Consider the following 13,321-nt stretch of genomic DNA (forward strand, 5'->3'; position numbering starts at 1 on the left):
TTGCTCCCGTGTCGACTACAATCAAACGTCATTTTTCCCGGGGTCCGCTGCATGCATACCCAGTTTCTGTTCTGGCTGGTCATCGCCTACCTGCTCGGCTCAGTCTCCTTTGCCGTGCTGATCAGCCACCTGCGTCACCTGCCGGACCCGCGCAAACTGGGCTCCGGCAACCCCGGTGCCAGCAACATGCTGCGCCTGGGCAACCGTTCCCTGGCGCTGGCCACCCTGGCCGGCGATCTCGGCAAGGGCGTACTGGCCATCGCCCTCGCCCGCTATGCCGACCTGACGCTGCAGCAACAGGGCTGGATCGGCTTGGCCGCGGTCTGCGGGCACATTCTACCGATCTTCCATCGCTTGCAGGGCGGCAAGGGTGTTGCTACCGCTGCTGGCGTCATGCTGATGCTCTGCTGGCCTGCGGCCCTGATCGCAGCGCTGGCCTGGGGGCTGACCTTTTACTGGCAGCGGATCGCCTCCCTGGCATCCCTGCTGGCCAGCCTGACGCTGCCACCAGCCCTCGCCTGGCTGGCCCCGGCACTGCTGCTACCGGTCACGCTCATGGTGCTGCTGATTCTGCTCCGCCACCGCCTCAATATAGGTCGGCTGCTGGCCGGGGTAGAGAACCGCTTCAGGCCTTGACGGCAATCGGCGGCAACTGCTCCATCGGCCAGCGCGCGCGCGTCTCGATACCGCCCGCATCCTGCTGACCGGCCAGCAGCCGCTGGCAACCCGCGTAGGCAATCATTGCGCCGTTATCAGTGCAATACGCCGGGCGGGCGTAAAACACGTTGCCCTTCAGCTCGGCGGTCATGCTTTCCAGCTGCTGTCGCAAACGGCGGTTGGCGCTGACGCCACCGGCAATCACCAACCGCTTGAGCCCAGTCTGCTTGAGCGCCCGACGGCACTTGATGGTCAGGGTCTCGACCACTGCCGTTTCAAAGCCCAGGGCAATGTCGGCCAGCGTCTGCTGATCCGGCTGCCCCTGCTGCGAACACGCCTGCCATGCCGTCAGCACGGCGGTTTTCAAACCACTGAAACTAAATGTCAGGCCGGGCCGATCGGTCATCGGCCGGGGGAAGACAAAGGCACCGGGGCGGCCCTGCTCGGCCAACCGGGCAATCTCCGGGCCGCCCGGATACGGCAACCCCATCAGCTTGGCCGTCTTGTCAAAGGCTTCCCCGGCGGCGTCGTCCAGCGACTCGCCCAGCAGCTCGTATTCACCGATACCGTCCACCCGAACCAGTTGGGTGTGGCCGCCAGAAACCAGCAAGGCGACAAACGGAAACTCGGGCGGATGCTCTTCCAGACAGGGGGCCAGCAAATGCCCTTCCATATGGTGTACGCCCAGCGCCGGCACGCCCCAGGCAAAGGCCAGCGCCCGCGCAAACGCGCCACCGACCAGCAACGCCCCGACCAGCCCCGGGCCGGCCGTATAGGCCACGGCATCTACCTCACCCTGCTGCAGGCTAGCCTTGGCGAACACTTCGCGCATCAGTGGTACCATGCGTTTGACGTGATCGCGCGACGCCAGCTCCGGCACCACACCGCCGTATACCCGGTGCAGATCGATCTGGCTGAACAACGCATCCGCCAGCAGACCTCGCTCACTGTCATACAGCGCGATGCCGGTTTCGTCGCAGGAAGTCTCAATACCCAGAACGCGCATGCTTGGCCCTGTGCCTCGTATTACATGAATGTCATCTGCCGCGCATCATAATCAGCCAGACGCCCACAGGCCAGTTTTTTACCCCGACGGACGTCGTAGGCTTTGCTTTTTACAGATTAAGGCGGTAACATCCGCGTCCCTTGAAATGCAATCGCCGCAGGCACTATCGCCTACGGCCATGACTACCAACGTTTGAGAAAGGTACGAAATGCCTGCCGTCAAAGTTAAAGAGAACGAACCCTTCGACGTGGCCCTGCGTCGTTTCAAACGCTCCTGCGAAAAAGCCGGTGTTCTGGCTGAAGTGCGTCGTCGCGAGTTTTACGAGAAGCCCACTACCGAGCGCAAGCGCAAAGCAGCTGCTGCTGTAAAGCGTCACGCCAAGAAAGTGCAACGCGAACAGCGTCGTCGCGAGCGCCTGTACTGAGTTCCGATACTCAGCTCTGATCGGGCCTGATCGCAGGCCCAATGATGTGACGTACGCGCTCATATCATCAGACTGAACCGCACTGGAACACGCATCTTTCCGGCCTTCCGAGAGGAAATGGCTGGATTTTTGCGTCCTTGTGCATTTGCTATCGCATAATGCCACGGACAGCACGGCGCGCCGGTAACGGCGCTCTCTCGCAGAGGCAACGCAGACAGCATGGCCGGACTCATTCCTCAGGGCTTCATTGATGACCTGCTCGGACGCATCGACATTGTCGAAGTCGTCGGGTCTCGCCTGAAGCTCAAGAAGACCGGCAAGAACTACTCCGCGCTCTGCCCGTTTCATAACGAGAAGTCGCCGTCATTCAGTGTCAGCCCTGACAAGCAGTTTTACTACTGCTTCGGCTGCGGCGCTGGTGGCAGCGCGCTGAGCTTCGTGATGGACTTTGATCGCCTGGACTTCCCCCAGGCGGTTGAAGAACTCGCCCGCCAGGCCGGCGTCGAAGTGCCGCACGAAGAGCGCAGCGATGGCCGCAAGAGCAGCCGCACTCCGCGCAAAGACAACCCGCTGTACGCCCTGCTGGAACAGGCTGCCGCGTATTATCGACAGCAGCTGCGCCAACATCCGGCACGCCAGCGCGCGGTCAGCTACCTGAAGGGACGCGGCCTGTCCGGGCAAATTGCCAAACTGTACGATATCGGGATGGCGCCCCCTGGCTGGGACAACCTTATGTCCCACCTGAGCCGGGACACCACCGAACAGAATGCACTGATCGAAGCAGGCCTGGTGGTCGAGAACCCCGACAGCGGTGGACGTTACGACCGCTTCCGCGACCGCATCATGTTCCCGATTCGCGATAGCCGTGGCCGCACCATCGGCTTCGGCGGTCGCGTACTGGGTGACGAGAAGCCCAAGTACCTGAACTCGCCGGAAACCTCAGTCTTCCATAAGGGCCAGGAGCTGTACGGCCTGTATGAAGCCAAGCAACAAAATCGGCAACTGAACGAGATTTTGGTGGTCGAAGGCTACATGGACGTGATCGCGCTGGCCCAGCACGGCGTCACCAACGCCGTCGCCACGCTCGGCACCGCCACCAGCGAAGAACACCTCAAGCGCCTGTTTCGACTGGTGCAAAACGTGATCTTCTGCTTTGACGGCGACAGAGCAGGACGCCAGGCCGCATGGCGTGCACTGAATTCCGCTCTGCCGGTACTGGAAGATGGCCGCCATGTGCGCTTTCTGTTTCTACCCGACGGGCAGGACCCGGACACCATGGTACGCCAGGAAGGCGCGGACGCATTCCGCAGGCGCCTGGAGCGCGAAGCGCAGCCGCTGACAGACTACCTGTTCCGGCACTTGGCAGAGGAATCCGGGGCCGACAGTCTCGAAGGCAAGGCACATATGGCGTCACTGGCATTGCCTCTGATCGAGCAAGTGCCGGGTGGCATGCTACGCCGACTGTTGCGTCAGTCACTGCAGCAACAAACAGGTATTGACCTCGATACCGTCGAGCCCGCAGTAATGCCAGCCGTCGGGCAACCCGCCGCCCCGCAGGAGCGGCCGACACACGACGAGGACATCCCGTTTGGCGCCTGGGAGGACTGGTCCGAACGCGCGGAACCGGACGCCGAGTACTACATGCCAGAAGGCATGGATAGCGCTCCTCCGAGCGGAAACAGTGGCCGCGCATTTACGCCACGCAAAGGTGAGCGCCAGGAACAACGGGGACGCAAGGACTTCGGCGGCAGCAAAAAGCCGCCACGCCGCGAGATGAACAGCCCGCTGCTGCAGGCGGTGAAGACGCTGCTGCACCACCCGCATCTTGCAGCACATGCCCAACAGGCCAATCAAATGGCCGACGAGGACGAAGACGAAGCAAGATTGCTGGTGGCGCTGGTGGAAGCTGCGCAGAAACAGCCGGGGCTGACTACAATTGAGCTGCTGGCACGCTGGCACGGTACGGCGATGGGGGAACAGCTAAATCGCCTGGCCGAACAGGAGTGGCTGCTAACCAGTCCAGGGGTAAACCTTGAACAACAGTTTTTCGACACCATTAACAGTCTAGCCGCTCAGCAAAACGAGCGACGACTTCAGCACCTCCTCGACAAATCGGTCAACGAACCGCTCTCTGCCGAGGAAAAGCAACAACTGCGGGACCTTCTGAGCACACGAAACGCCCGGAAAAACGACGGCTGACTCTGCCTCAAGTGGCGTCAGCAGGCGAAATCAGGGTATAATCCGCAGCTTATTTTTTGCACACCTAGGCATCCACAAGGGTTGTTATGTCCGGAAAAGCGCAACAGCAATCCCGTCTTAAAGAGCTCATCGCCCGCGGTCGCGAGCAGGGCTATCTGACCTATGCGGAGGTCAACGATCACCTGCCCGAGGATATATCCGATCCGGAGCAGGTGGAAGACATTATCCGCATGATCAACGACATGGGCATCACGGTTTTCGAAGCCGCTCCCGATGCTGATGCGCTGCTGCTGGCCGATAATGATGCCGACGAAGCCGCTGCCGAAGAAGCCGCCGCCGCTTTGGCCGCGGTCGAAACCGATATCGGTCGCACCACCGACCCGGTCCGCATGTACATGCGTGAAATGGGCACGGTAGAGCTGCTGACCCGCGAAGGCGAAATCGAAATCGCCAAGCGCATCGAAGAAGGCATCCGCGAAGTCATGGCTGCCATCTCCATGTTCCCGGGTACCGTCGACGGCATCCTTGCCGACTACGCTCGCGTGGTCGAGGAAGGCGGCCGCCTGTCCGACATTTTCAGCGGCTACATCGATCCCGATGACGACGGCATGTCCGGCGTCAACAGCGACGACATCCCCGCCGTCGCCGCCAAGGGTGCCAAGAAAGAAGGCGACGATGACGAGGAAGAAGACGATTCTGACGACGACAGCGATGACAACGAAGGCGACGGCGGCCCCGATCCGGAAGTAGCTCGCCTGCGTTTCACTGCCATCAAGGAACAGCTGGAGAAGTTGCAGAAGGTGCTGAAGAAGCACCCGCGCAATAGTCCCAAGGCTGTCGCCGAGCAGGAGGCCCTGGCCACCCTGTTCATGCCGATCAAGCTGATTCCCAAGCAATACGAAGCGCTGGTCAATCGCGTTCGTGATGCCCAGGACCAAGTCCGCAAGCAGGAACGCGCCATCATGCAGCTGTGCGTCCGTGACGCACGGATGCCGCGTGCCGACTTCCTGCGCAGCTTCCCGGGCAACGAAGTAAACGAAGGCTGGGTCGACGCACTGTTGGCTGACAGCCCGCGCTACAGCGAAAACCTGCAGGCGCTCAAGACCGACATCCAGCGCGCCCAGAAAAAACTGGCCGAACTGGAAGCGAACGCCACCCTGACCATCTCCGAAATCAAGGACATCAATCGCCGCATGTCCATCGGCGAGGCGCGTGCGCGCCGCGCCAAGAAAGAGATGGTTGAGGCCAACCTGCGTCTGGTTATCTCCATCGCCAAGAAGTACACCAACCGTGGCCTGCAGTTCCTTGACCTGATCCAGGAAGGCAACATCGGTCTGATGAAGGCGGTGGACAAGTTCGAATACCGTCGCGGCTACAAGTTCTCGACCTACGCCACCTGGTGGATTCGTCAGGCCATCACCCGCTCCATTGCGGACCAGGCGCGCACCATCCGTATTCCGGTGCACATGATCGAGACCATCAACAAGCTGAACCGCATTTCCCGCCAGATGCTGCAGGAGATGGGTCGCGAGCCGACGCCGGAAGAGCTGGGCGAGCGCATGGAGATGCCTGAGGACAAGATCCGCAAGGTCCTGAAGATCGCCAAGGAACCGATCTCGATGGAAACCCCCATCGGTGACGACGAAGACTCGCATCTGGGCGACTTCATCGAGGACGGCACCATGGAATCACCGATTGATTCGGCCACCGTGGAAAACCTCAAGGAAGCGACTCGCGATGTACTTTCCGGCCTCACCGCACGTGAAGCCAAAGTGCTGCGCATGCGCTTCGGCATCGATATGAATACCGACCATACCCTTGAGGAAGTCGGCAAGCAGTTCGATGTTACCCGTGAGCGGATTCGTCAGATCGAAGCCAAGGCACTACGCAAGCTGCGTCATCCGACACGCAGTGATCACCTGCGCAGCTTCCTCGACGACTGAGTTAGTAACTTACTCACTGCAACAAATAACGCCCGGCTCTGCCGGGCGTTATTGTTTGTGTTTCTGGTACAGTCTGTACGCGGTTCAAAGAATGAAATAACAAAAAGCAAGGACGTGTGAGGCAGCAAACATGTCGTACCAGAATCATTTGTACGTATGGGAGGATCGCTTCCTGTACATCACTGCTGGTGTTGCCTCCGAGCTGACACAGCGCCATACCGTGACGCTGCTTGTCGCACTTGACCCAACCGGCTTCACCCTCGGAGAACCTTCAGGCAAACAGCAGCGCTATCAGGCAGCACTGATTGCTCGTCAGGCACATCGTTCGCTCGACTCCAGCCAAACCAGCCTGCTGTCGATGAACTTTGACCCGCAAAGCTACGAATATCACACCCTCAGCCGCTTTCTTGGCAATCAGTCCGTCCGCCCGGTTATTCTGCAACCAAACACCATCAACCCCGGTGAGCTTCACCAGATCGGCTAGGGCACGCTGGCCGTTGATCGCTTGTTTCGACTTACCACCACCCTGCCCCTTGGCATCAGCGGCTACAAACCGGTTGGTGTGAACATTGACATCCGAGCGGTGCACATCGCCCAGAAAGTCAAAAAGGAACTGCCACTGAGCAGTTCCGTAGCCGAACTGGCCGCCGGCGTCGGGCTCTCCGGCGACCGCCTGTCTCACCTGTTCTCCGAGCAGCTCGGGCTATCCATTAAGAGCTACATCCTGTGGGCCAGAATGCGCCGGGCCGTTGGTCTCATCGCACGTGGCGAGTCACTGGCTGCCGTCGCCTATGACGTTGGCTTCTCCGACTCCGCCCATTTGACACGCACCATCAAGCAGTTTTTCGGCCTGACGCCGTCGTATATCGTCAAAGCGATCAAGGTGCACATGCTGTAGCCAGAAAGCGAACAAATAGCATCTGCATTCAATAACCACTTAGGCCACCAGCTTACCCTCCTCTTCAGGCAACAGAGGCCGTTGCCGTTATAAAAAGAAGAGGACCACACCATGCTTTACATCCAGCACCCTGGATTCCTTGCCAAGGCAAGCATCCTGACCGGCGCGATATTGCTCAGCGGCTGTAAGATCGGTGGCAGCGGCGGCGGAGATGATCAGCCCAGTGAGCAACGCCACTATAGTGCGACCATCGAACGGACGACATTCGGCATTCCCCACATCACCGCCAAAGATCTGGGAGGAGCAGGTTACGGCCACGGCTACGCCATTGCCGAAGACAATCTCTGCGTGCTCGCCGATGCCTTCGTAACCTACAGCGGCCAGCGTTCCGAGTACTTCGGCCCGGATGAGGCGGCAGCAACGATGGGTACCTTTGGCACACCCACCAACCTGGAAGCCGACTTCTTCTTCCGATTCCTGCTAAACGAGCAGGAGCTGACTACCTTTCAGGCAGCACAGGCCGACGACATGCTTGAGCTGACCGCCGGATTCGCCGCAGGCTACAGCCGTTACGTCAGCGAAGTGAAGGACGGTGAGCATGCCGGCCGGCATACCGACTGCCGCAATGCCGAGTGGCTGCGTACCATCACGACGGACGACGTGCTGCGCCGACTGGTAGCGCTCAACCTCGCGGCCAGCAGTGCCAACTGGGTAGAAGAAATCGTTGCCGCGCAACCACCTGCGGCCAACCCGGCCAGGGTACGCCTGATGAGCCCCGCCACCGACACCTCCGAACTCACTGCAGACCGTTTTGCCCTCGGCCGTAAAACCGGCATTGGCAGCAACACCTATGCATTCGGCGGCAATGCGACTGAGTCAGGTGGCGGCCTGTTGTTTGCCAACCCGCACTGGTACCTGCTCGGCGTCGACCGCTTCTACCAACTGCACATGAACGTTCCAGGCAAACTGAATGTGTCTGGCGCCTCCATCATGGGCACCCCCATGGTTCTGATGGGCTTCAACAATGACATTGCCTGGGCGCATACCGTATCCACCGCGCGTCGCTTCACCCTTTATCAGCTGCAGCTCGCCGAGGGCGACCCGACCAGCTACGTGAAAGACAGTGAAGTGGTTGCCATGACGCCAACCGAGATCACCATTCAGGTCAAACAGACCGATGGCAACCTGAGCCCCGTCACCCGCACCCTCTACCGCTCCGAGTACGGTCCGATGATCAGTCTAAGCGGGCTAGGTCTGCCGGGTTGGGGCACACAAGTCGCCTACACCCTGCGTGACGCGAACCTGGAAAATACCCGAGCATTCCAGAACTTCTTCTCCTGGGGCAGTGCCGACTCCCTGGATGAGTTCTACAACAACACCAAACAGTATCTGGGTATTCCGTGGGTCAACACCACCGCCATCGGGCGAGGCGACCAGCGGGCTCTCTACTCCGACATCACGGTCGTACCCAACGTGCCCGACAGCATGCTGGCCAGCTGCCTGGTTCCGACCCTGGGTCCGGCGGTGATGAATGCGGTGCCAGGCCTGCCGCTACTCGACGGAACAAGGTCAGCCTGTGACTGGAAAACCGATACTGACTCGGTGCAGTCCGGCACTTTTGGTCCCAGCAACCTGCCGAGCCTGTTCAGCACCGACTATGTTGCCAACATGAATGACAGCTACTGGCTCAGCAACCCGGAACAGCCTCTCGCCGGCTACGCAGGCATCATTGGTCGCGAGGATTATGAACAAAGCCTGCGAACCCGAATGGGCCATACCATGGTACGCGACCGGCTGAATGGTGCAGACGGTCTCAACGGTCACCTGGCCTCCAGCGAGAACCTGCGAAACATCGTTTTGAACAGCAGGGTCTACAGCGCCGAGAGACTGAAAACCGCGGTACTGAACGTGGTCTGCGACGCGCCCGGCTCCGCAGATGAGGAACAGGCCTGCCAGGTGCTGGCAAACTGGGACAACACCGGCAACCTCGATGCTGTAGGCGCTCATATCTGGACCGCCCTGTGGAGCCGAATTCGCAGCCTAGACCTGTACGCAATCCCGTTTGATGCGGCCGACCCGATAAACACACCCGACGGCCTGAGCAACGACAGCGCGGTGCGCGATCAGATTACAGCGGCGTTCAGTGAGGCCGTGACCGATCTGGTCAATCGCAACATTGCCCTGAACGCCCGCGTCGAGCAGGTACAGCAGTATCTCAAGCCGGGCGAACAGATTCCGCAGTTCGGCGGTGAAGGTAATGAGGGCTACTTTACCGTTCTGCGCAACTCCTACATGCACATTGTGGAGTTCCCGAACGGCGAACCGGTCAAGGCCTACACCTTCCTGACGCACTCGCAGTCTACCGACCCGAGCAGCCCGCATTACGCGGACTATACCCAGGCCTATTCCAACAAAAACTGGCTGCCGTTCCCCTACACGGATGAGGACATTGCTGCCAACCTGGAGTCGTCCATCGACATCAGCGAGTAACACCCACGCCCCGGTTGCTGTTGCGACCGGGGCCTCTCCCCCTCTCGGGCACCTGTGCTATTTCACGGCAGGGACAGCGGCATAACCTTCGCGCTACACTGATACAAAAGCACCACTATCAAGCGCGCAGGATGAACGCCGAATGAACTCCGCAGCCAAAGGATGCATTGTCTCTCTCGTGGCAATCGCTGGCGCAGGATGCAGTGCATCCGAGTTTTCCCTCTCCTCCCAACTGCACATTACGCAGGTCGGTGTACTGCTGTTATCCTGCATTCTGCTATTGGCGGCCCATGGTCTCAATCAGCTGCGACGGCGCGCCATAGCACAGCGTCAGGAAGCCCTTGAGCTGCTCGGCCAGCAGGAACACCGCTACCGCACACTGGTTGAGAAGCTGCACGTGGTTACCTGGGAAATGTCCTACCCCTCCCTGCGCTTTGTCTACGCCTCCCCCCACGCCGAAGACCTGCTCGGGTTTCCCGCCAGCGACTGGCTGCAGCCCGATTTCCTGGCCAACCACCTGCATCCGGAGGACCACCGACGAGTCCTCTCCAGCCTGCGCGAATATGCCCTCGCCAAGCAGCAGCAGAGCTTTGATTTCCGACTGTGTCGGCAGTCTGGCGACTGCGTCTGGGTTCGCGCCATCATCAACCGGGTCAGCAGCGAAGAATACGAAGCTGCCTCGCTGCACGGGCTGCTGATCGATATTCAGGAGCAAAAACTGGCCGAGCAGGCGCTGCGCAGCTCCGAGCAAAAGTTCGCCTCCGTATTTCACAACTGCCCCGACACGATAGTCCTGGCAGAGGCCAACGAAGGCCGCTTTCTATCAGTCAATCGGACGTTCGAGGAACAGTTTGGCATCACCATGGCGGACGCTGTTGGTCATACCGCCACCGAACTCGGCATCTGGGTCAACCCCGGAACCGGACCGGGGCTGTTGTCGCTCCTGCTGACAAAAACCAAAAACAATATTGAGCTGGAGTTCCGGCGCGCCGACGGCAGCCGCTTCACCGGCCTGTTATCCGCGCGCTCGGTGAGTATCGACAATCAGCCGGTACTGGTTACCGTGCTCCGTGACATTTCAGCGCTCAAGCACACCCAGGAACAGCTGCGCCTGTCGGAACAGAAGTTCTCGCGCGCCTTTCATGCCTCACCGGATGGCTTGCTGATCAGCCGGGCCAGCGACGGGATGCTGCTGGATGTTAACGAGGGCTTCACCCGCATCACCGGCTATACGCGAGAGCAGGCGATCGGTACAAGCACTCTGGCGCTGCGGATCTGGCGTGACGATGACGACCGTAAGCGCATGGTGGAAACCTTGCGGCGCGAAGGGCGGGTTCGCGACATGCTGTCTCAGGTAACCACAACAACCGGTAGCGTGCGGCAAGTCGAGATCTGTACCGAGGCGATCACCATCAACAATCAGGAGTGCATGCTCAGCATCGCGCGTGACGTAACCGAACGCCTGGAAATGGAAAACTCGCTGCGTCAGGCAGCCACAGTCTTCGAAAACACCAATGAAGGGGTCATCATCACCGACTCGGAAAGCCGGATTGCCGCCGTCAACCGGGCCTTCAGCCGCATCACCGGGATCCCCGCCCACGAGGCTGTCGGCCAGCCGATCGAGAGACTGGCCACGTATGCGGAAGATCAGAATATCGTCGCCCAAGCCTGGGAAGCCATCAAGACACATGGTCAGTGGCAGGGGGAATCCTGGAGCAGGCGCGCCAATGGAGAACTCTACGCAGCCTGGAGCAATGTCAGCCAGGTATTGAACGTAGACGGCAGTCTCAGCCATCTGGTTGCGGTTTTCAGTGACATCACACCGCTCAAGCACACCCAGGCAAGACTGGACCACCAGGCTCACCATGACCCGCTCACCGGCCTGCCGAACCGCATCCTGTTCGAAGCCCGCCTGCGCGAGGCGCTGAACAGCCTGGCGATGAACAAGACAGATCAACTCGGCGCCCTGCTGTTCATCGACCTGGACCGCTTCAAACAGATTAACGACAGTCTGGGCCACCCGGTTGGCGACAGCCTCCTGCAACTGGTCAGCCAGCGCCTGTGCTCAGTTCTGCGCGAAATAGACACCGTCGCGCGCCACGGCGGTGACGAGTTCATCGTCCTCCTGCCCAACCTGCATACCGACGTGGACGCCGCCGCCATCGCCGACAAGCTGCTTGGCGTGTTTCGCACCCCTTTCCTGTGTGCGGGCCACGAGTTTTTTGTCAGCGCCAGCATCGGCATCAGCCTGTTTCCAACCGATGCAGATGACGTCAACAGCCTGATCAAGCATGCTGACGCGGCCATGTACCAGGCCAAGAACCAGGGCCGCAATCGCTACGCGTTCTACACCAGCGACCTGACCGTCAACGCCCACCAGCGGTTGGAAATGGAGAATGACATGCGTCGAGGCCTGGAGCGCGGCGAATTTATCCTCTACTACCAGCCCAAAGTAATGTGCGACGGCGGCAAGCTGAACGGTGCAGAAGCACTGGTGCGCTGGAACCACCCACAGCAAGGGCTGATTGAGCCAGACCGATTCATCCCGCTGGCCGAAGATACCGGGCTGATCGTCGATCTCGGTCGCAGCATCCTGCACAGCGCCTGCGCGCAGCTTGCCGAATGGCGGGATCAGGGATTCCTGCTGCCCAGAGTTGCGATAAACGTCTCCGGCACCCAGCTGATCGGCAATCAGCTGGTCAGCGACATTCGCCTGGCCCTGACCGAACACGGCCTGACCGCCAGCCAGTTGGAGCTGGAAATTACCGAAGACTTCGTCATGAATCAGAACCGCGAAGCCATCACCCTGCTCGACCTCTTCAAGAGCATGGGCATACACCTGTCGATTGATGATTTTGGCACCGGCTACTCTTCGCTCGCCTATCTGAAGGAGTTGCCACTGGATACGCTGAAGATCGACCGCAGCTTCGTTGCCGGACTGCCGGGAAACCATCACGATGCTGCCATCAGCCAGACCATCATCGTGCTGGCCCACAACCTGGGCATGAATGTCATTGCCGAAGGTGTGGAAACCACAGCCCAGCGTGACATCTTGCAAGCGCAAGGCTGCGACAGTATTCAGGGCTACCTGATCAGCCCGCCGCTGTCCGCCAGTGCGTTCGCCACAACCTTCCTTAGTCGAGCGCCTAGTCACCAGCCATCTCAGTCCGTATAATCCTCGACGCTATAACAGCGCGGGCCTATAGCTCAGTTGGTCAGAGCAGGCGACTCATAATCGCTTGGTCCCAGGTTCAAGTCCTGGTGGGCCCACCAATTTCTCCTGCCGTCGCTGTGCGGCTGTTCTTCGGACCATAGTCTGTCCGCTTTGGCCAAACTTTGGTAAAAATTTTTACCAGCCATGGCCGCTAGCTACTCTACGTACGCCTAACTAGCCAGCAAGAACTAGAGACGCTGGCAGACCGCCTTATCGCGGCCGCCTACCCTGTCCAAAGCTCGAACCAGATAGTCCTTCCTAACCAATCTCATCAGAATAGTGCTTGGCCATCATCTCGCACCATTAAGAATGAATTTCGCCACTCAATTAATGGCTGCCCAAGACTCCAGAGATACTGTTTGATGAAAAACGTCCGGTTTCGGCCAGGAGCGGCCGTTACGCATCCAGATTGTCTTAGGTGATACCGGCCATAAAGCCGAAATCTAGCTGCGTTCAACAAGATCTATCAGGCGCAAATAACGTGGATCGG

General features: G+C 59.7%; 9 protein-coding genes and 1 tRNA gene. 9 read left to right on the forward strand and 1 reads right to left on the reverse strand.

The features are described from left to right. The first annotated feature begins 66 nt into the window (after positions 1 to 66). The gene (gene plsY, locus C1949_RS17175; protein ID WP_104739659.1) at positions 67 to 636 is read left to right on the forward strand and encodes a glycerol-3-phosphate 1-O-acyltransferase PlsY; all 570 of its coding nucleotides are present in this window, start codon (positions 67 to 69) and stop codon (positions 634 to 636) included. Here the strand turns inward: plsY and tsaD are convergent. Beyond that, a complete protein-coding gene (gene tsaD / locus C1949_RS17180) occupies positions 626 to 1,663 on the reverse strand; it encodes a tRNA (adenosine(37)-N6)-threonylcarbamoyltransferase complex transferase subunit TsaD (protein ID WP_104739653.1) in 1,038 nt (345 codons plus the stop codon). The two genes, plsY and tsaD, sit on opposite strands and share 11 nt — an antisense overlap. 208 nt (positions 1,664 to 1,871) lie before the next feature. Here tsaD and rpsU point away from each other — a divergent pair, with 208 nt between their 5' ends. From rpsU to C1949_RS17215, 8 genes are all read left to right on the forward strand, one after another. Then, positions 1,872 to 2,087 (forward strand): 30S ribosomal protein S21, encoded by a 216-nt coding sequence (gene rpsU, locus C1949_RS17185; RefSeq protein WP_088274353.1) that lies wholly within the window; start codon positions 1,872 to 1,874, stop codon positions 2,085 to 2,087. A 219-nt stretch (positions 2,088 to 2,306) separates the two neighbouring features. Next, positions 2,307 to 4,286: a DNA primase gene (dnaG, locus tag C1949_RS17190; RefSeq protein ID WP_104739654.1), complete on the forward strand. Its 1,980-nt coding sequence runs from the start codon at positions 2,307 to 2,309 to the stop codon at positions 4,284 to 4,286. Between the two features lie 86 nt (positions 4,287 to 4,372). After that, complete coding sequence (rpoD, locus tag C1949_RS17195; protein WP_104739655.1) at positions 4,373 to 6,229, forward strand: RNA polymerase sigma factor RpoD; 1,857 nt, start codon at positions 4,373 to 4,375, stop codon at positions 6,227 to 6,229. 130 nt (positions 6,230 to 6,359) lie between these two features. Next, a complete protein-coding gene (locus C1949_RS19555) occupies positions 6,360 to 6,713 on the forward strand; it encodes a hypothetical protein (RefSeq protein WP_211287196.1) in 354 nt (117 codons plus the stop codon). 21 nt (positions 6,714 to 6,734) lie between these two features. Then, positions 6,735 to 7,127 carry a helix-turn-helix transcriptional regulator gene (locus tag C1949_RS19560; protein WP_211287198.1) on the forward strand — a complete coding sequence of 131 codons (393 nt, stop codon included), beginning with the start codon at positions 6,735 to 6,737 and terminating at the stop codon, positions 7,125 to 7,127. Between the two features lie 111 nt (positions 7,128 to 7,238). Further along, positions 7,239 to 9,617, forward strand: a complete 2,379-nt coding sequence (locus C1949_RS17205) for a penicillin acylase family protein (RefSeq protein ID WP_104739656.1) — start codon at positions 7,239 to 7,241, stop codon at positions 9,615 to 9,617. A gap of 142 nt (positions 9,618 to 9,759) precedes the next feature. Continuing rightward, a complete protein-coding gene (locus C1949_RS17210) occupies positions 9,760 to 12,792 on the forward strand; it encodes a bifunctional diguanylate cyclase/phosphodiesterase (protein ID WP_104739657.1) in 3,033 nt (1,010 codons plus the stop codon). Between the two features lie 21 nt (positions 12,793 to 12,813). Further along, positions 12,814 to 12,890, forward strand: a tRNA-Ile gene (locus tag C1949_RS17215). The last annotated feature ends 431 nt before the right edge of the window (positions 12,891 to 13,321 follow it).

This window comes from Halopseudomonas oceani (assembly GCF_002903165.1).
In the GTDB taxonomy this organism is placed as follows: domain Bacteria; phylum Pseudomonadota; class Gammaproteobacteria; order Pseudomonadales; family Pseudomonadaceae; genus Halopseudomonas; species Halopseudomonas oceani.